The 18,726-nt window shown below is 58.4% G+C and carries 17 protein-coding genes; 7 read left to right on the plus strand and 10 right to left on the minus strand.

Translation table 11 applies throughout. The annotated features are described in order from the left end of the window. Positions 1-32 precede the first annotated feature (32 nt). The 10 genes from R3F64_RS12985 to rpsB form a co-directional block, all read right to left on the minus strand. Positions 33-539 carry an OmpH family outer membrane protein gene (locus R3F64_RS12985; protein ID WP_085918346.1) on the minus strand — a complete coding sequence of 169 codons (507 nt, stop codon included), beginning with the start codon at positions 537-539 and terminating at the stop codon, positions 33-35. Positions 540-592: 53 nt separating this feature from the next. Continuing rightward, positions 593-2,935: an outer membrane protein assembly factor BamA gene (gene bamA / locus R3F64_RS12990; protein ID WP_422823514.1), complete on the minus strand. Its 2,343-nt coding sequence runs from the start codon at positions 2,933-2,935 to the stop codon at positions 593-595. A 100-nt stretch (positions 2,936-3,035) separates the two neighbouring features. Continuing rightward, on the minus strand, positions 3,036-4,394 hold the full coding sequence (gene rseP, locus R3F64_RS12995; protein WP_332611850.1) for a sigma E protease regulator RseP: 1,359 nt from the start codon (positions 4,392-4,394) through the stop codon (positions 3,036-3,038). Positions 4,395-4,431: 37 nt separating this feature from the next. After that, on the minus strand, positions 4,432-5,628 hold the full coding sequence (gene ispC / locus R3F64_RS13000) for a 1-deoxy-D-xylulose-5-phosphate reductoisomerase (protein WP_332611852.1): 1,197 nt from the start codon (positions 5,626-5,628) through the stop codon (positions 4,432-4,434). Further along, complete coding sequence (locus R3F64_RS13005; protein WP_085918343.1) at positions 5,625-6,431, minus strand: phosphatidate cytidylyltransferase; 807 nt, start codon at positions 6,429-6,431, stop codon at positions 5,625-5,627. Before R3F64_RS13005 ends, ispC begins: the two co-directional genes overlap by 4 nt. Further along, positions 6,424-7,215, minus strand: a complete 792-nt coding sequence (uppS, locus tag R3F64_RS13010) for a polyprenyl diphosphate synthase (RefSeq protein WP_085918342.1) — start codon at positions 7,213-7,215, stop codon at positions 6,424-6,426. The genes R3F64_RS13005 and uppS overlap by 8 nt, the downstream gene beginning before the upstream one ends. A 90-nt stretch (positions 7,216-7,305) precedes the next feature. After that, entirely contained in the window at positions 7,306-7,863 is a 558-nt protein-coding gene (frr, locus tag R3F64_RS13015) for a ribosome recycling factor (RefSeq protein ID WP_085918341.1), read from the minus strand. Beyond that, positions 7,856-8,644 carry a UMP kinase gene (gene pyrH / locus R3F64_RS13020; RefSeq protein WP_085918340.1) on the minus strand — a complete coding sequence of 263 codons (789 nt, stop codon included), beginning with the start codon at positions 8,642-8,644 and terminating at the stop codon, positions 7,856-7,858. The genes frr and pyrH overlap by 8 nt, the downstream gene beginning before the upstream one ends. 123 nt (positions 8,645-8,767) lie before the next feature. Beyond that, complete coding sequence (gene tsf / locus R3F64_RS13025; protein WP_332611855.1) at positions 8,768-9,637, minus strand: translation elongation factor Ts; 870 nt, start codon at positions 9,635-9,637, stop codon at positions 8,768-8,770. A gap of 223 nt (positions 9,638-9,860) precedes the next feature. Further along, positions 9,861-10,616: a 30S ribosomal protein S2 gene (gene rpsB / locus R3F64_RS13030; RefSeq protein WP_085918338.1), complete on the minus strand. Its 756-nt coding sequence runs from the start codon at positions 10,614-10,616 to the stop codon at positions 9,861-9,863. A gap of 351 nt (positions 10,617-10,967) precedes the next feature. On the opposite strand from rpsB, the gene map reads away from it, so the two are divergent. The 7 genes from map (at position 10,968) to R3F64_RS13065 (ending at position 18,724) form a co-directional block, all read left to right on the plus strand. Further along, a complete protein-coding gene (gene map / locus R3F64_RS13035; protein WP_085918337.1) occupies positions 10,968-11,759 on the plus strand; it encodes a type I methionyl aminopeptidase in 792 nt (263 codons plus the stop codon). Next, the gene (locus R3F64_RS13040) at positions 11,759-14,434 is read left to right on the plus strand and encodes a [protein-PII] uridylyltransferase (protein ID WP_332611858.1); all 2,676 of its coding nucleotides are present in this window, start codon (positions 11,759-11,761) and stop codon (positions 14,432-14,434) included. Before map ends, R3F64_RS13040 begins: the two co-directional genes overlap by 1 nt. A 112-nt stretch (positions 14,435-14,546) precedes the next feature. Then, positions 14,547-15,743 carry a succinyldiaminopimelate transaminase gene (gene dapC, locus R3F64_RS13045; RefSeq protein ID WP_332611879.1) on the plus strand — a complete coding sequence of 399 codons (1,197 nt, stop codon included), beginning with the start codon at positions 14,547-14,549 and terminating at the stop codon, positions 15,741-15,743. 41 nt (positions 15,744-15,784) lie between these two features. Then, complete coding sequence (locus R3F64_RS13050) at positions 15,785-16,123, plus strand: Spx/MgsR family RNA polymerase-binding regulatory protein (protein ID WP_085918334.1); 339 nt, start codon at positions 15,785-15,787, stop codon at positions 16,121-16,123. 30 nt (positions 16,124-16,153) lie between these two features. After that, positions 16,154-17,179, plus strand: coding sequence for a 2,3,4,5-tetrahydropyridine-2,6-dicarboxylate N-succinyltransferase (dapD, locus tag R3F64_RS13055; protein WP_085918333.1), 1,026 nt, complete (start codon positions 16,154-16,156; stop codon positions 17,177-17,179). Then, entirely contained in the window at positions 17,166-18,338 is a 1,173-nt protein-coding gene (gene dapE / locus R3F64_RS13060; protein ID WP_085918332.1) for a succinyl-diaminopimelate desuccinylase, read from the plus strand. The genes dapD and dapE overlap by 14 nt, the downstream gene beginning before the upstream one ends. Continuing rightward, positions 18,338-18,724, plus strand: coding sequence for a hypothetical protein (locus R3F64_RS13065; RefSeq protein ID WP_176243655.1), 387 nt, complete (start codon positions 18,338-18,340; stop codon positions 18,722-18,724). The genes dapE and R3F64_RS13065 overlap by 1 nt, the downstream gene beginning before the upstream one ends. The last annotated feature ends 2 nt before the right edge of the window (positions 18,725-18,726 follow it).

Genomic DNA, 18,726 nt, shown 5'->3' on the forward strand with positions numbered 1-18,726 from the left:
GCGGCTGAGCCGCACCGAGCATTATGGGTATTTTAGTTGAGCGAGTTAAAAATCTGCGTGACTTCATCCGTCACGTTGGGTAAATCTCTGGATGAATGCAGCACGCCTTGGGGCTCAACCAAGACTTCAATACCATGTCGATCAATCACTTGTTCAACCGCCTGTTCCAGTTTGGCTTCGGCGCCCTCAAGAAACTGTTGCTCTGAGCGTTGCTGCGCCTGACCAATTTGCTGGCGTAACTGCTCAAATCGACGACCTTTTTCCTGCAATTCAGCAATCAGCGACTCGCGTTGTGCCTCGGACATCGTCTCGCCCTCGGTCTGCAAGCGTTCCTGTAAGCCCTGCAATTCGCTGCCCAGGCTTTCAGCTTCACGCTGCTGGTTACCAATCTCGCTTTCCAGTCGGCTGATCGATGATTGAGCGGAATCGCTGTTCATCAATGCCGCACGCCAGTCAAGAACAGCCACTTCGTCTGCCTGAGCCTGAGCAGATAACACCATGGCACCCAATAGACAAACGACCCTAGTGAGCTTAAGCATGGTCATAACTCCTTTTTGTAAAACGGATGCGCCTGACGGCGCATCTCAACACGTTAGAATGACTGGCCTAACGAGAACTGGAAGAACTGGGTGTCATCGCCACTCTCTTCATTGAGAGGCTCAGCCACCGCAAAGGTCAACGGACCTACCGGCGTCAGCCAGGATAGCCCCACCCCGGCGCTGTAGCGTAGATCGCCAAGATCAACCCCTGAATTACAGCGTTGGCGGCTGGCATCTTCATCGAGCACGTCATAGCAGGATGACAGAAACGTATTACCCGCATCTAAGAACAGCGATGTCTGCAAAGAGTTCTGATTTTCCACAAACGGAAGCGGGAAAATAATTTCGGCGCTACCTTCGACGAGCACGTTACCGCCCAGGGTACGATCTCGCCCACCTTCTCTCGCCGGCGTCGTCCGCTGCCCGAGGGTGTTGGAGGTAAACCCGCGCACGGACCCCAGCCCCCCGGCGTAGAAGTTTTCGTAGAACGGATACGGGTCATCGCCTATCGTATCGGCGTAGCCAAGATCACCGGTAAATTTCAACGACCATGCATCGTTGAGCGCGAATAACTGCTGTGCTCGGGCACTGGCTTTATAGTATTGCGTGTCGCTGCCAGGTGCACCGGTTTCGATGGCGACACGCTGGTAGCTTCCCGCCGTGGGCATGATACCGCGATTAAGGTTATTGCGCGTCCAGTTGGCGTTCAGCTTCAGGGTTTGCGCATCCTTTCCCTCGTCCTGAACATAACGACGAATTTCAGAGGCGGTATCAAAGTAGGTTTTTACCGTTAAGTCTTCGGCGCTGGCGCCAAAGTTCAGCCGCGATAACTCACTGACCGGATAGCCGAAGTTGATACCGGCACCATACGCATCCGTGGAGTAGGTCGAGATATCGGAATCTTCGTAGTCGGTTTCACGGTAGAAGACGTTATAGCCTCGTGAAATACCGTCAAGCGTCCAGTAAGGGTCGGTGAAACCGAAGTTCACGCTGGTGAAGGTGTCACTCCGCTGAGCGCCAATGTTGACTCGGTTACCGGTACCCAGGAAATTATTCTGCGACAGCGACGCCCCGTATATCACCCCAGCGCTTTGCGAAAAGCCGACGCTGGCTGACACAGAGCCCGACGGTTGCTCTTCAACGTTGTAGGTGACGTCCAGCTTGTCGGGCTCGCCCGGGACCCGCTCGGTATCGACTTCAACCTGACTGAAAAAGCCTAATCGCTCGAGGCGTTGACGTGACTGGGTAATCGACTCCGTGGAAGCAGGAGCGCCTTCCATCTGGATCATTTCCCGGCGCAACACTTCATCATCGGTGGTCGTATTACCGACAAACTCGATACGTCGTACATAGGCACGCTGCCCCGGATCGACGTTAATCACCAGATCGACCGTCTCACCGTCACCGGCCACCTCAGGCACGCCCTGAACATCAGCAAAGGCAAAACCTTCTGCGCCAAGGCGTTGACGTAGCGCCTCGGTCGAGGCATTGAGGTCCTGACGCGAGAATATCTCGCCACGCTCAATGGTGAGCAGGTCCCGGGCCTCCTGCTCACTGATTTCCAGGTCACCTCTGAAACTCACATCGCCGACGCGGTACTGTTGGCCTTCGTTGACATTGAGCGTTATGAATATCTCTGACTTGTCGGCCCCGATCGATACTTGCGTAGAGGTCACGTCGAAGTTGACATAGCCGCGATCCAGGTAATAAGACCGCAGACGTTCGATATCGCCTGACAACGCTTCACGGGAGTATTCATCGCTGGAAAACCAGCCAAACCAGAAGCCAGGGCGATCTTCGAGCTCGAAAAGATCCAGCAGCGTTTCATCGTCGAAAGCCTCGTTGCCGACGATGTTTATCTGGCGAATCTTGGCGACTTCGCCTTCGTTGATATTGATATTGACACGCACGCGCCCTTCATCGATTTCCTCGACCTCAGTGTCGATACCTGCACTATAACGGCCCTGGGATTGGTAAACACCTTCCAGCTCACGCTCCATTTCCTCAAGCGTCGAGAGTTGAAGCACCTCGCCTTCCGCCAGACCTGCTTCCGTCAGCCCACGCCGCAGGTCATCTTCCGAGATTTGCTCGTTACCGCTGATGTTCAACTGGGTAATGGTGGGGCGCTCAACAACCTGTATCACGAGCACATCGCCTTCCCGGGCGAGCGATACGTCTTCAAACAACCCGGTTTCGAAAAGTTGCCGCGCCGCCGCTGCCAGTTCGCTTTCGCTCACCTGGTCATTGGCGCTGACAGGAAACGCATTAAAGACCGAGGCGGCGGAAACCCGCTGCAGTCCTTCCACACGAATGTCCGAAACATCAAAGGATTGTGCCTGGGCACCGCTGGCGCCCGCCAGCAAGAGTACCGCCATTCCAAAGGTCTTGATTTTCATGCAGTCATTTCGCTCGCGTTGGTCTGCCTATGCATTCAAACAGGCACCATATACATTTGTGCAGGCAGATGACAAGGCATCCTAGGCACTACACGCGTCGTTACCAAAGGCGCATCAGATCAAAGTACAGAGCCATCAGCATCAGGGTGCCCACCATGGCAAGCCCGATACGTAAGCCGATGGCTTGGGTTTGCTCGGAGACCGGCCGCCCGCGCACGATCTCCAGAAAATAATAAAGCAGATGCCCCCCATCCAGCACAGGGATAGGCAGCAGGTTCAATACCCCGAGGCTGATGGAAAGATACGCCAGAAAGCTGACAAATGCTTCCAGCCCCGCCCGTGCGGAATCCCCTGAAATCTGGGCAATTGTCACAGGACCAGACAGATTGGACGGCGATATCAGCCCTACCAGCATCTTGCGAATGGCATCAACGGTCAACAATGTCATGTCTGCCGTGCGCGACAGTGACTGCCCTACAGCTTCCAATGGGCCATAGCGTATCTCGCGCTGATACTCTTCAGGCCATTCGACAGGCTCGGCACCCGCACCAATGTACCCAATTTCAACGCCGGTCTCCAGACTGTTGCGACTGGGGGTCAAAGTGGTGGTTTGCCGTTGGCCGTCTCGTTCAACGGCAACCGTCAATGCCTCATCGGGGCTACCACGGATGACGTTGACGAAATCCATCCAGTCCGCAATGGGCTGTTCATCCACCGCGATAATGCGATCACCCACCTGTAAACCTGCCTCGGCGGCCGCCTCGCCCTCAATCACCTGGCCAAGCGTGGCCGGGACATCGGGCTGCCAGGGGGTCAAACCCAGCGTTTCCAGTGGTTGCGGCGGATCCTGACGGGTCATGTAATCGCGTAACGGAAGTTGGTAAGCCACCGCGTTGCTCTCACCCTGAGGCCGAGCTTCAATGGTTAGCTCTCCAGTGAAGCCGATCATCGACACCAGTTTCAGGTTGACCGCCTCCCAGTTGCTAACGGCTTCACCCTGAATCGCGGTAATCTCGTCCCCGTGGGCCAGCCCCGCTTCGGCGGCAGGGGAGTTCGGCACGGTTTCCCCGACCATCGGCGCAACGGCGGTTGTGCCCGCCACAAACAACGCCCAATAGGCGACAATCGCCAGCAGGAAGTTGGCAACAGGCCCCGCCGCCACGACGGCAATACGCTGCCAGACACTTTTACGGTTAAATGCCTGATCGAGCTGTTCGTCAGGTACCGGTGCCTCGCGTTCGTCGAGCATTTTGACGTACCCGCCAAGCGGGATGGCGGCAATCGCAAACTCGGTACCGTGGCGGTCAACCCGCGACCACAGAGGCTTGCCAAACCCAACCGAAAAGCGCAGTACTTTGACCCCGCAGCGACGCGCCACCCAAAAGTGACCAAATTCATGGAAGGTCACCAGCAGCCCCAATACCACGATCACCGCTAAAATGTTTTGTATCAGGCCCACAGGGTACTCCTCGATATGCGCCTCAGCCGGGCTAAGACTAGGCGGACCAACGTGCCAGCCATCCAGCGGCACGCTGACGTGCGCGTTGATCGGCCCATAAAATACTCTCAATGCAATCGGCAGACCCATCGATAGGCGAGGACAACGCCTCTTCGACCAGCTGACCGATGCCCAGAAAACCCAATCGGTGATTCAAGAAAGCTTCGACCGCCACTTCATTGGCGGCATTAAGCACGACAGGCGCCAAACCACCACTGCGCATCGCTTCGCGGGCCAGTGGCAGGCACGGAAAGCGCGCTTCATCCGCTGTTTCAAAATCGAGCCGCGCCACCTGAAAAAGGTCCAGCGCTTCAACGCCCGCCTCGATTCTGTCTGGCCACGCCAGTCCATACGCGATGGGGGTACGCATATCGGGATTGCCCAACTGCGCAAGCACGGAGCCGTCCTGATAAGCCGCCATCGAATGAATGATACTTTGCGGGTGCACGACAACCTGAATTTGGTCAGGGCGGGCATCAAACAGCCAGCAGGCCTCAATCAGCTCCAGCCCTTTATTCATCAAGGTGGCGCTGTCCACCGATATCTTACGCCCCATCGACCAGTTGGGATGCGCACAGGCCTGTTCGGGCGTGACCTGAGCAATTGCCGCCTCACTCCAGGTCCGGAAAGGTCCACCTGAGGCCGTCAGCAGCAATTGCGATACACCGTGGCGCGAAAGGCCTCCACGATGCTCTGGAGGTAGACACTGATAGATCGCATTATGTTCGGAATCAATGGGTAATAGCGTGGCCCCGGAGCGAGCGACCGCCTTCATGAAGAGCGCTCCACTCATCACCAACGCTTCCTTATTGGCCAGTAGCACCCGCTTACCCGCTTCTGCCGCCGCAAGCGAGGGCAACAAGCCTGCCGCACCAACAATCGCTGCCATGACAATATCGACACTGGCATCACGAGCCACATCGCATAGCGCTTCCGGCCCCACCATGACCTCGGTGGATTGGCTTGCCCGGCGCAACTCAGCGCGCAGCCAACGAGCATCCGCCTCATTGGCAAGTACCGCAACGGCAGGGCGAAAGCGAAGGCACTGGCTGAGCAGCGTTTCTTTTGAGGTATGTGCGGTTAACGCATGCACCTGATAGCGATCAGGGTGACGGGCGATGACATCAAGCGTACTGGTTCCGATGGAGCCGGTGGAGCCCAGCACCGTTACACGCCGTGTGGTTATCGAGGTCATAGGCCCAGCACCTGTAGATAGAGCAGCGCAAACAGCGGAATCGCCGCCGTCAGGCTGTCAATGCGGTCCAGCACGCCGCCATGTCCCGGCAGCAGCTGGCTTGAATCTTTCACGTCGCGGTAGCGCTTGAGCATGCTCTCCAGTAAATCGCCCAACACAGAGATTAACGTGACCAGCAGCGTAACCGCCACCAGGGCCACACCTTCGGCCAATCCCAGCGACAGCGTGAACGCGAATCCAATCGCCAAAAGGGCCGTGGCCGCCATACCCCCCATCACGCCTTCCCACGATTTACCGGGGCTGACCCGGGGTGCCAGCTTGCGCTTTCCCCATCGGCGCCCCGCGAAGTAAGCGCCAATATCCGCCGACCAGACAAGCAGCAGTACGAACAGCAGCCACACGGCCCCGGTCTCGCGCAGAATATTGAACCCTACCCAACACGGCAACAGCACCCAAAGCCCCATCAATAGACGGCCTGGAGTAGAATGCCACTGTGCCGCCAGGCCTGGGTAGCGGGTGACCCATACCAGATTGAGAAGCCAGCCTGCCGCGGCAAGCCATAGCGGCCATTGGGCATGGGTGGCGCCACTGGTCCACATCACCAGCATCAGGACGGCACAACCGGCGACCAGTGCGGCACGCCTCAACGGTTGAATCACGCCGGCGAGATTGGTCCACTCCCATGCACCCAGCAGCATGACGAAGGCCGTGAAAAGGGCATAGCTTTCACCCTGCAGACCGAACAGGCCGACCAGCACCACAGGTGCTAGCCAGACCGCGGTTATCACTCGTTGCTTAAGCACCCTGGGCCTCTAACTGCTCGTCGGTCATGCCGAAGCGACGCTGCCGGCGACAGAAATCAGCCAGGGCATCATCAAAGGCCTGGGCATGGAAATCGGGCCAGAGTAACGGCGAAAAGTGCAGCTCGGCGTAAGCCAGTTGCCAGAGCATGAAATTCGAAAGCCGTTGTTCACCGCTGGTTCGAATACACAAGTCGATAGGTGGAACATAAGCACCCTCACCCATCGCCTGATCCACCTGGACTTCGTCGATAGCGGATGGGGAAATCTCCCCTGCAACCGCCTGTTCAGCCAGTCGGCGGGCCGCCTGAGCAATATCCCATTGGCCGCCATAATTCGCGGCAATCACCAGATGCATACCGGTATTGTTGGCGGTCAACGATTCGGCACGCTGAATATGCTTCTGAATCGCATGGGAAAAACCACGCTGCTCGCCGATAATCGACAGGCGGATATTACGCTCATGCAGCTTCTTGACCTCTCGCTTGAGGGCCATCAGAAAAAGCTCCATCAGCGCATTGACTTCCGTTGCTGGCCGCTTCCAGTTCTCGCTCGAGAAAGCGAACAGGCTAAGCGTTTGCACCCCACGCTCGGCGGCACGCTGAATAACCGCCCTGACGGCCTCTACGCCTGCGCGATGCCCGCGCGCGCCTGACAGACCTCGCGCACGCGCCCAGCGATTATTACCGTCCATAATAATCGCCACATGGGACGGCAACGAATCCTGCTCCACCTCCATCGCGTTGGCATCGTCCGGTCGTTGTCCGGGGAGCTGCGGTGACGTCATGAATGCTTGCACCAAAGATCAATCATAGAAAAGCCACTCAAAGATGGCTGAGCGGGCAGCCCTGCTGCCCGCGGCGTGAACATCCGCTTCTTACACCTGCATCAGGTCGTGCTCTTTCGCAGCAAGTGCCTGGTCGATCTCAGCGATATACTTGTCGGTCAGCTTTTGAATCGCATCTTCGCCTTCACGTTGATCGTCTTCGGTAATTTCTTTATCTTTTAGCAATGACTTGAAATCACCGTTGGCATCGCGGCGTACGTTGCGCACCGCAACACGGGCATGCTCTGCCTCGCTGCGAGCCTGCTTGATATAGCCCTTGCGCGTCTCTTCGGTGAGCATCGGCATCGGCACGCGAATCACGTTGCCCGCACTGGCCGGGTTGAGACCCAGATCGGCGGTCATGATGGCCTTCTCGATTTTCTGCACCATGCTCTGCTCCCAGGGGGAGATCGTCAGTGTACGCGCGTCTTCAACGTTGACCGAGGCCACTTGGTTCAGCGGCACCTGACTACCGTAGTATTCCACGGTCACCGCATCCAGAATGCTCGGATGGGCACGCCCGGTACGAATCTTGTTAAAGTTGCTGTGCAGTGCCTCGACACTTTTTTTCATGCGCGCCGCGGCATCTTTCTGAATGTCATTAATCACGTGGATAACCTCTGTCTATCAGCGTACCTTCCCTGCCCCCAACTACTAAATTTAGCAGGGCACCAGGCTTGTTCATATCAAACACCCGCACTGGCATGTCATGGTCACGTACCAGGCAGATAGCGGTCAAATCCATGACGCCGAGCTTTTGATCAAGCGCATCATCGTAGGTGAGTTGTTCATATTTGACGGCGTCGGGGTGCTTCACCGGGTCTTTATCGTAGACACCGTCGACCTTGGTCGCTTTGATCACCACATCGACATCGACCTCAATACCCCGCAGGCAAGCAGCCGAGTCAGTGGTAAAGAAAGGGTTGCCGGTCCCGGCTGAAAACAACACCACGTCACCGGACGTCAAATAGCGAATCGCCGTACGCCGATCATAGTGCTCGACCACCCCGCTCATGGGGATCGCCGACATCACTCGCGAGCGAATATTGGAACGTTCCAGCGCATCACGCATCGCCAGGGCATTCATCACCGTTGCCAGCATGCCCATATGATCACCGGTGACGCGATCCATACCGGCTTCATTCAGCGCCGCACCGCGAAACAAATTGCCACCACCGATGACGATACCCACTTGAACGCCAATACCCACTAGCTGGCCAATTTCCAGTGCCATTCGATCCAGCACCTTCGGGTCAATGCCAAAATCATGCTCTCCCATCAGCGCTTCACCCGACAGCTTGAGCAAAATACGTTTGTATTTCGACTTGGAACCGTCGGTTTTCGATTTGCTAGACAGGGAGGTAAGCGGTTCTTGAACATCACGCGACATGGCAATTCTCCTAGGGCAGACCTTGGCGCCGACAAGCGGCATCACCCCTTGTATTATGCAGGGGCCGGATACGCGAAGGCGTGCGCTCGCGCGCACGCCAACCTACAGCTGGAACATCAGACCTTAGCGACGGCCAGCCTGTTCCATAACTTCTTTCGCGAAGTCGACTTCTTCTTTCTCGATGCCTTCGCCTACGCCAAAGCGGGTAAAGCCAATCACTTCACCGCCTGCCGCTTTGACATACTCAGCCACCGTCTGGTTCTGGTCTTTCACAAACGGCTGCTCGGTCAGGCTGTTTTCTGCCAGGTACTTCTTCAAGCGACCTTGCACCATTTTTTCAGCGATCTGTTCCGGTTTACCGGCCATATCAGGCTGAGCAAGGATAATCGCTTTTTCGGCGTCCAGCTCTTCCTGAGGCATGTTCTCCGGATGCGCAACCGACGGGTTGATGGCGGCAACGTGCATCGCCACGTCTTTCGCCACCTGGGCATTGCCGCCTTTAAGGACGGTCAGCACACCAATACGGCCACCGTGAACGTATTCACCGACCACGCCACCGTCAACAGCGTCGACAACAATGGCACGGCGCACGCCAATGTTTTCGCCGATTTTCTGCACCAACTGCTCACGAGCGGTTTCCAGCTCACCGTCCATCACGGCGGCAACGTCTTCGCTTTTCGCGGCAAAGAAGGCGTCAGCAATTTTGTTGGTGAAGTCGATGAAGTTGTCATCGCGAGCCACAAAATCGGTTTCGGAGTTGATTTCCACCATAACGCCGTAGCTGCCATCGTCGGCAACGCGGGTTACAACGGCGCCTTCCGCAGCGGTGCGGCCGGCTTTTTTCGCGGCTTTCAAGCCGGAGCTTTTACGCAGGTTCTCGATGGCAACGTCGATGTCGCCACCCGCTTCGGTGAGTGCTTTTTTACACTCCATCATGCCCAAGCCGGTGCGTTCGCGAAGATCTTTAACCTGAGAGGCGCTGATAGCGGCCATGAGATTTCACCTCTGAAATGGTTCTAGCTGAGAGTTAGTTAAACGCCTTGCCGAGTGTCGCAACGGTTCATGACCGAATGATCTCACTCTGCATGGCGCTGCCAACATTGATGTCGGCCCAAGACTGCCCACTCCAAGCCTTAACCCAAAGCGGGAAAAAGGGGGCTCAGGCCCCCTCTTAACATGATGCGGCACCCGTGACGACGCCGCATCGACCACCGGTTTACTCGGCGGCAGCGCTGCTGTCGGCGTCAGCGGCTTCTTCGGTGTCAGTCACTTCGACGAACTCGTCGGGGCGACCTTCCTTGGAACGCGCGCAGGCATCGGCAATCGCTTTTACGTAAATCTGGATAGCGCGGATGGAATCATCGTTGCCCGGAATCACGTAGTCCACACCATCGGGGTTGGAGTTGGTATCCACCACGCCGATGACCGGTATACCCAGCTTGTTAGCTTCGTTGATCGCGATACGCTCGTGGTCAACGTCAATCACGAACAGTGCGTCCGGAAGGCCGCCCATGTTCTTGATACCGCCTACGGAGCGCTCGAGCTTGTCCTGCTCGCGGGTTGCCATCAGAACTTCTTTCTTGGTCAACTTCTCGAACGTGCCGTCTTCGTGCATCGCTTCAAGTTCGCGCAGACGCTTGATGGACACGCGAATGGTCTTGAAGTTGGTCAGCATGCCGCCCAACCAGCGATGGTTGACGAACGGCTGGCTTACGCGGTTGGCTTCTTCCTTAATGATCTTGCTGGCGCTGCGCTTGGTGCCAACAAACAAAATCTTGTTGTTGGATGCCGCCATCTTCTCGACCACGTCGATCGCTTCGTTCAGCGCCGGCAGTGTATGCTCGAGGTTGATGATGTGAATCTTGTTGCGCGCGCCGAAGATGAATTTGCTCATCTTCGGATTCCAGTACTTGGTCTGGTGACCGAAGTGAGCGCCTGCTTTAAGCAGGTCACGCATATTGACGTGAGACATGGTAAAACTCCTGAAACTCGGGTTAGGCCTCCACGCACCCCATGGATCCGACCATTGGCATCGTCAGACGCTGCCAGCGGCACCCGGGACCATGTGCCGGTGCATGTGTGTTTTCAAGGCTTGCTGTTCAATACCGCATCGTTCAACCGCCCGTAAGCGACGAAACCTGCGATGCCGTGATAACGCTTTGATGCTCCATTGTCCCCGACAGCAGAAAGTTTGCAGCGGATGACGATTGCAGGAAAGCGCGCGGCTTTATACCATAGATCATCGTTAAGATGAAGCCGTCATCCGTTCAGCGGGCCTTTTATTGCCGCTCAACTTGCCATTCTGAGTCAACATCGAGAATCCATGAACGTTCCCATTAAAACGCCTTCTGAAATCGACAACATGCGCGAAGCTGGACGCCAGGCAGCCAGCGTCATCGAGATGATCACCCCTCACGTCCAGGCGGGCATCAGCACCGGTGAAATCGACCGCCTGTGCCACGAGTACATCGTCAACGAGCTGGGGTCGACGCCTGCGCCACTCAATTACCACGGCTTCCCCAAGGCGACCTGCACCTCGATCAACCATGTGGTCTGCCACGGGATTCCCGACGACGCCAAAAAGCTCAAGAACGGCGACATCATGAACCTGGATATCACCGTGCGCACAGCCGCTGGCTACCACGGCGATTCCAGCGTGATGTTCGTGGTCGGCGAGACCATCCAGGGCGAGCGCCTGTGCCGCATTACCCAGGAATGCCTGTATAAAAGTATTGAGCAGGTCAAACCCGGTGTGCGCCTTTCTGAACTCGCCCGCGTGATTCAGAAACACGCTGAAGCCAATGGCTACTCGGTTGTTCGCGACTTTTGCGGTCACGGCATCGGCGCTGAATTTCACGAAGACCCCCAGTTCCTGCATTACGATGGCTATGCACCCAGCGCTGACATCAGCCTGGAAGCGGGCATGTGTTTCACCATCGAGCCCATGATCAATGTCGGGGGCTACAAAACCAAGGTGTTACGCGACGGCTGGACGGCAATCACCAAGGACCGCAGCCTGTCGGCGCAATGGGAGCACACCCTGCTGGTCACCGACACCGGCGTTGACGTGCTGACCGCACGCGGCGACGAAGACTTCAGCTTCTTGAATCATTGATGCTTTTACACCACTACCGGTTCGAGCCCGACACCACGCTGTTCGATCTTGAGTTGTTCCGCACCGAGCTTGCGGGGTCACGCTCCCCCATCGCGCCGTTCAAGGCAGCGCTTGGTGAAATCCAGACGCGCCTGGACGAACGCTTTCGCGCCGGCGCCGATATCCGCGATCTGGTCCGGGGCCGCGCGTGGTATCTGGATCAACTGCTGGCTATCGCCTGGGAACAGCATGCCTGGCCCGACGACGGCGTTGCCCTTGTGGCCGTGGGCGGCTACGGGCGCGGTGAACTGCACCCGCATTCGGACATCGACCTGCTGTTGTTGCTGGAACACGACGACGACAGTCCCTACCGGGAGCCGCTGACCGCCTTCATCACTTTCTTGTGGGACATTGGTCTGGAAATCGGCCATAGCGTGCGCTCGCTCAACGACTGCGAGCGCGAAGCGGCCGCCGATGTCACGGTGATCACCAACCTGCTTGAGTCCCGCCTGGTTGCCGGCCCTGAGTCGCTACGCCACAAGATGCGCGAACGGCTCAGCGCCAAGCATGTATGGCCGGCCGACCGCTTTTTCGAAGCCAAGTGGCAGGAGCAGATTGCCCGTCACTACCGTTACAACAACTCCGAGTACCATCTCGAACCGAACCTCAAAAGCTCGCCCGGTGGGCTGCGCGATATCCAGATGATCGGCTGGGTCGCCAAGCGCCATTTCGGAACCGAGCAGTACGCTGATATCGTCGCCAACGGCTTCATGAACGATGCCGAACTGCGCATCTTGAGCCAGGGGCAGGCGTTTCTGTGGCAGGTCCGCTACGCCCTGCACATGCTCACCGACCGTGCCGAAGACCGCCTGCTGTTTGACCATCAGCGCACCATTGCCGAGATGTTCGGCTTTCGCGACACCCCCGAAGGCCTGGCGGTCGAGCAGTTCATGAAACGCTATTATCGGCACGTAACCGCCCTGGCCGGGCTTAACGACATGCTGCTGCAGCACTTCGATGAAGTCATCCTGCGCGGCAAGGAAGCACTGGAGACGGTCAAGCTCAACGAACGTTTTGAAACCAAGGGCGGTTATATTCAGGTGCGTTCGCGCAACCTGTTCCGGGAACAGCCTTCGGCCATGCTGGAGCTGTTTTTGCTGATGGCCAAGCACCCTGAAATAGAAGGCGTCCGCGCCGACACCATCCGCCTGATCCGCGACCATCGCCACCAGATCGACGATCACTACCGCGAAGACCCTCGCCACCAACGGCTTTTCATGGCCATCATGCGCGCGCCTGGCAATGTTCCACGCCAACTGCGGCGCATGAACCGCTACGGCATTCTGGGCAAGTACCTGCCCGAATTTGGCCGCGCGGTGGGTCTGATGCAGCATGACCTGTTTCATATTTATACCGTGGATGCTCACACGCTGCGGCTACTCAAGTTCCTGCACGGCTTCCGCAAGCCGGAGGCCAAGGACGATTTCCCGGTCGCCGCCACCCTGATGCAGCAGTTACCCAAGCTGGACCTGCTCTGGATCGCTGGCCTGTTTCACGATATCGGCAAGGGGCGCGGTGGTGATCACTCGGAAATCGGCGCCCGGGACGTCGAACAGTTCTGCCAGCGCCATCATGTGCCACAACACGACACCAACCTGGTCAGCTGGTTGGTCGAGCACCATCTACTGATGTCCATGACCGCGCAAAAGCGCGACATCAGCGACCCGGATGTGATTCGCGATTTTGCCATGGAAGTGCGCAACGAGACGCGGCTGGACTATCTTTATGTGCTGACCGTTGCGGACATCAATGCGACCAATCCGACGCTATGGAACGGCTGGCGGGCGTCGCTGTTGCGCCAGTTGCATGCCGAAACCAAGCGCGCCCTGCGGCGCGGGCTGAACAACCCGCCCGACCGCGACGACTGGGTACGCGAAACGCGCACCGAAGCCCGTTCACTACTGCAAACGATTGGCGTTGATGAAACCGATATCGACCGGTTATGGGAATCGCTGGGCGAAGACTATTTCCTGCAGTATGCGCCCAGCGAAATCGTCTGGCAGACCCAGGGAATTCTTGCCCATCAACCATCGCCGTTGCCGCTGGTATTAATCAGCGCGCCCACGGCTGACATGGCCGAAGGGGGCACCAAGGTGTTCATCCACACCCGCTCGGTGGACGACCTGTTCGCCGCCACTGCCGCCGCCATGGAACAGCTGGGACTGTCGATCCACGACGCACGTATCGCGACGTCCAACAACGACTGGACACTCAATACCTTCATCGTGCTGGACAATCAGGGCCAGCCAATCCGCGACTCAGCGCGTATCGAAGAAATGCGCCAGCACCTGGTGGAAGAACTCGACGATCCCGACGACTATCCCGACATCGTCACGCGGCACACGCCGCGCCAGCTCAAGCACTTCCGGGTCGCCACCGAGGTGCTGATCGAACAGGATCCCGCCAACGACCGCACACTGCTGGAGCTCAGCGCCCCTGACCGGCCGGGGCTTCTGGCCCGCGTCGGGCGCATCTTCATGGAGCAGGACATTGCGCTCTCCGCGGCGAAAATCGCCACCCTGGGTGAACGCGTTGAAGACGTGTTCTTTATCACCACCAAGGCTGGCGAGCCGCTGACCGACCCGGACCGCCAACAACAGCTGCGTGAACGCCTGATTGAGGTGCTGGGGGTTTAATTGTCTTATCGCCCCGGTGGATTTGAGCCGACAGCGGGGCTTGCCTATAATCGTCGGCTACTTTTCGCGACACGACGCCTACAACGACGCCAGCACGGCGTTCTGGATACTCATGAACCCTGATCTCGACGCCCTGCATCCGTATCCGTTCGAAAAGCTCGCGGCGCTCAAGGCGGACCTGACCCCGCCCGAATCGCTTGCGCACATCCCACTGACTATCGGCGAACCCCAGCATGCGCCCTACCCTGGGGCTCTGGCCGCACTGGTGGCGCATCAGGCTGAGATGGCCCGTTACCCGGCCACCAACGGGCTGGCCGCCCTGCGCGAGACCATTGCCGCCTGGGCCTGCCAGCGTTTCGCGCTAGCAGGCCTCGATATCGAGCGTCAGGTCCTGCCGGTCAACGGCACGCGCGAAGCCATTTTTGCCTTCGTTCAAGCCGCCCTTGACCGGAGCCGCCCGTCCAAAGTGGCGGTGCCCAATCCCTTCTACCAGATCTATGAAGGCGCCGCTCTGCTTGCCGGCGGGGAACCGCTGTATCTCGACTGCACCGCCGACAACGGCTTTCGTCCGGATTTCTCCGCCGTAAGCGCCGACACCTGGCGTGATGTGCAGATCGTCTTTATCTGCTCGCCGGGTAACCCCACCGGCGCGGTCACGCCCCTCGCCGACTTCAAGCAACTGATTGCGCTCGCTGATGAACACGATTTCATCATTGCCTCCGATGAGTGTTACTCGGAGCTCTACCTCGACGAAGCTGCACCGCCGCCTGGGCTCCTGCAAGCCTGCGCCGAGCTGGGCCGCGATGATTATCAGCGCTGCGTGGTGTTTCACTCGCTCTCCAAGCGCTCCAATTTGCCAGGGCTACGTTCAGGGTTTATCGCGGGCGATGCTGACCTGATAATGCCCTTCAAGCGCTATCGCACCTACCACGGCTGCGCCATGTCACTGCCCATGCAGCACGCTTCCATTGCCGCCTGGCAGGATGAAAACCACGTATTCGCCAATCGCGAGGCTTATCGTGAAAAGTTTGGCGCCGTGACAGAGCTACTCGCCCCGGTAATGGATTTCCCCACGCCCGAGGCGAGTTTTTACCTGTGGCCCGCCGTGCCTGGTGGCGACGATATCGCTTTTACCCAGCGGCTATTTGTCGAGCAGCATGTCAGCGTGCTGCCCGGTAGTTTGATGGGCCGTCCCGGGCGCGAAGGCCGTAATCCAGGAAGTGGTCGACTACGCTTGGCATTGGTGGCAGAGCTTGCCCCCACGCTTGAAGCCGCCGAGCGGCTACGCCAACTTATCGAGCGCGGCTAACGCAAACGTTGACGGCATGACGACATTGTAGGAGGTCATACATGCTAACGCTTTATATCATCAGCAACTGCGACACCTGCCGCAAAGCGGCCAAGGCACTGGACGAAAAGGGCATTCCCTTTAAAACCTACGACCTGCGCAAGGACGGTCTGTCAGCACCACTGCTGGAGCATATCCTGCACCGCGTCCCGTTGGTCAAGGCGATCAACAAGCAAAGCAAAACCTGGCGCGAGCTATCGGATGAAGAAAAAGATTTTGATGCCAACTCGGGCCGCGAGCTGCTCTTGAAACACCCCACATTGTTAAAGCGCCCTCTACTGGAAGTCGACGACGAAACCATCCTGGTCGGCTACAAAGATGGCGACTACGACAAACTTTAAGACGAAACACTGACCTAAAGGAACGCAGTTATGCTGAGCTTTGCGCTTGGAATCGGCACCCAAAATACCCAGGGCGACTGGCTGGAAATCTACTACCCGGCACCGCTGATCAACCCACCAGAAAGCCTGGTGAGTGCTGCCAAGGACGTTGTCGACGCGCCCCAGGGTAATGCGGCCATCAGCTTCCTGCCGGAAGACTGCACGCGCCTGGCCAAGGCCCTTCAGGAAGCGGGCCATCCCGAACAGGCGGAGCTTGCTGAATCTTTCGCGTCCAGCCAGCGCCCCCTGGTCGCCATGTTCCTGGAAACCGACCAGCCGCCGCAAACCGCACCTGAGGTCTACCTCAAGCTGCACCTGCTCTCCCATCGCCTGGTGAAACCCCACGGACTGGATTTGACTGGCATGTTCGGTCTGCTGCGCAACATTGCCTGGACCAACGAAGGCCCCATCGACATTGAAGAGCTTGCCGCCCGCCGCCTCAAGGCACGCCTGGCAGGCCGTGCACTGTCGGTGGACTGCGTCGACAAATTCCCCAAGATGACCGACTACGTCGTTCCCCAAGGCATCCGCATTGGCGACACCGCCCGGGTGCGCCTGGGCGCCTATCTGGGCGAAGGCACAACGGTCATGCACGAAGGCTTCGTCAACTTCAACGCGGGCACCGAAGGTCCCGGCATGGTCGAGGGACGTATTGCGGCAGGGGTCATGGTGGGCAAGGGCTCCGACCTGGGCGGCGGCTGCTCCACCATGGGCACGCTTTCCGGCGGCGGCAATATGGTAATCAAAGTTGGCGAGGGCTGCCTGATCGGCGCCAACGCGGGCATCGGCATTCCACTTGGCGACCGCTGCACTGTCGAAGCGGGCCTGTACATTACCGCAGGGGCGAAAGTGACGCTGCTGGATGACCAGGGCCAGGAGGTCAACACCGTCGCCGCACGCGAGTTGGCAGGCCAGGACGATCTGTTGCTGCGCCGTCACTCACAAAGCGGCCGTATTGAGTGCCTGACCAATAAAAGCGCCATCGCACTCAACGAGGCGCTGCATGCCCATAACTGAGCCAGAAGGTTTATCACCGACGCTGCAGCTGGCGTTTGACCTGCTCAGCCGGGCATCGGTGACGCCAGATGACGAGGGCTGCCAGGACCTGATGATCGAGCGCCTCGTGGCGCTCGGCTTTCATATCGAGCAACTGCCGTTTGGCGATGTAAAGAATTTCTGGGCCGTGCGCGGCCATCATGGCCCGGTGCTGGCTTTTGCTGGCCACACCGATGTGGTGCCCAGCGGGCCTCATACCAATTGGGAGTATCCCCCCTTCACTCCCTGCATCAACGACGAGGGCATGCTGTGCGGGCGTGGTGCTTCCGACATGAAAGGCAGCCTCGCGGCAATGCTCACGGCTGTCGAGCGGTTTGTGACCGCGCACCCCGATCACGATGGCCGTATTGCTTTTCTGATCACCTCCGATGAAGAGGGCCCCGCCGTCGACGGTACTCGCGCGGTGGTCGAGCATTTGCGCGAGCGCAATGAACGCCTCGACTACTGCATCGTCGGTGAGCCTTCCTCCACGTCACGCCTGGGGGATGCGATCAAAAACGGCCGACGCGGCTCTCTGGGAGGCGTGCTGCATATAAAAGGGGTGCAGGGCCACGTGGCTTACCCGCACCTGGCGTGCAACCCGATCCACCAGGCAATGCCTGCGCTGGATGCACTCGTCAACGAACACTGGGATGCGGGCAATGATTTTTTCCCGGCTACCAGCTTTCAGGTTTCCAACTTTCGTGCGGGGACGGGCGCCACCAACGTGATTCCCGGTGAGGTCGAAGTCGTCTTCAACTTCCGCTACTCAACGGAAGTCACCCATGAAACCCTCAAGGCACGCAGCGAAGCGATCCTGGATCAGCACGGCCTTGAGTACCACATTGACTGGATGCTCAACGGCGAGCCGTTCTTGACCGCCGAAGGCGAGCTGGTCGATGCCACCATGCGCGGCGTTGAAGCCATCACTGGCGAGCGTCCCGCGCTATCCACCAGCGGGGGCACCTCGGATGGACGTTTTATCGCCACCCTGGGCGCCCAGGTGGTCGAACTGGGGCCGCTCAACGACACGATCCACAAGATCGATGAACGCGTGCGTGCAAACGACCTGGACGACTTAAGCCGGATCTACGAAGCCACCCTGCAAGCGCTGTTCATCGCCGACAAGGTACGCGCATAATGGAATCTTACCCGGATATTGAGATTTACCTTGCCGATGTCGTCCATCCGGCGCTAAACGAATGGCTCGCCGACGCTCTGGAGGCACCGCCGCTTGCATCGGCAGGTAAAGGCAAATGGCGCACTCAGGGCAGCTACCAGGGGCACGTCGTCCCCGTGTTATTGGTGGAAAAAGCCGCCGACGGCTTTGCCAGCCTATGGCTGGACAGCAGCCATAGCCCCTGGCAGACCGACCAGGAAGCCGCACAGCACGCGGCTGAAGCCTTGCAGACCGAAATTCGCTGCTCGCTGGGCGGCTGGCATCCCGGTGATGACCCCGATCGTTTTTGGCAGGTGCTACCCGACGGCCGCGAAGGGCCCATACAATGGCCCGATTCAGGTCGCTAACC

The organism is Halomonas sp. 5021 (genome assembly GCF_036663435.1).
Lineage (GTDB): Bacteria > Pseudomonadota > Gammaproteobacteria > Pseudomonadales > Halomonadaceae > Vreelandella > Vreelandella janggokensis.